Below are 989 nucleotides of genomic sequence, written 5' to 3'. Positions count from 1 at the left end.
GTGTCGGAGCGGTGGACCGAGACCGACGATGGTCTCGATGTGGTGTGGCGACTCGACATCGAGGACGATCTCGCGATGACCGCCGCCCGGAAAGCCCGTGATGGGATGCTCACCGGCCTGTCGGTCGGGTTCGCGTCGATCGAGGATGAACGTGAGCTCGACGACGATGGGCTGATGTGGGTGAAGCGGATCGAGGCACGGCTGCTGGAAGTGTCTCTCACTCCGACCCCGGCGTATGCCGGCGCGAAGGTGTCTTTGGTGCGGTCGCGTGAGCCGCTGCCTGATGGTGGCGGGAAGCCGGTGCGGAGGTCGGCTGAGGTCGCCGCGCTGCGCAACTGGCTGGCCTCACGCCGTCCCTGAGCTCGGCCCGGGCGTCTCGTTTTTGTCCGAGGACGTGGTTACCTGATTCCAAGGTCGTCATGCCGGAGACGATGACCGGTCGGGCCGGAGCATCAGGCCACCACTCGACAGGTCGGGACGGGCCACCACGTGACGAACATCAATCGATCGTCTCGAAAGGAACCCCCCATCATGAACCCCGTCCTGGCTCGTCTCCTCGCGCAGCGCCAGCAGCAGCTCGAGTTCATCGACCAGCTGCTCGCTCAGATCGAGTCCGAGAACCGTGACCTCGTGGACGCTGAGCGCAGCAACATCACCGCCGCTCGGCAGCGCGTCGAGGAGCTCGACGCCCAGATCAAGCCCCTCGAAGATTTCGAGGCCACCCGGGCCGCGCACACCGAGACGGTGTCGCAGGCCATCCCGACCGCCCCCCGCAAGGACAAGGGTGATCGTCACCCGCTCGGCGTCCAGGAGCGGCAGTACAAGTACCCCTCGGCCGGTCATTTCCTGGTCGACTACCTCGCGGGCCGCGGCACGCGGTCGACCGAACCGGATCTCGACGCGCGCCAGCGTGCCGAGTCGGCTCTCGGCCGCTCCATCGAGCCCGAGGCCCGCGCCCACGCGAAGCAGACCACGGCTGAGACCCCCGG

General features: G+C 67.4%; 2 protein-coding genes. Both read left to right on the top strand.

What is annotated here, in order from left to right; genetic code table 11:
• Positions 1 to 360: HK97 family phage prohead protease (locus ACTNC3_RS11395; protein WP_441227503.1), on the top strand; the 360-nt coding region annotated here is incomplete at its 5' end.
• 171 nt (positions 361 to 531) lie between these two features.
• Positions 532 to 989, top strand: a 458-nt coding sequence (locus ACTNC3_RS11390) for a hypothetical protein (RefSeq protein WP_441227502.1), incomplete at its 3' end; no start/stop codon positions are given.

It is taken from the genome of Oribacterium sp. HCP3S3_B9, assembly GCF_052064255.1.
Lineage (GTDB): Bacteria > Bacillota > Clostridia > Lachnospirales > Lachnospiraceae > Oribacterium.
This window is presented reverse-complemented; position numbering and strand designations above follow the sequence as displayed.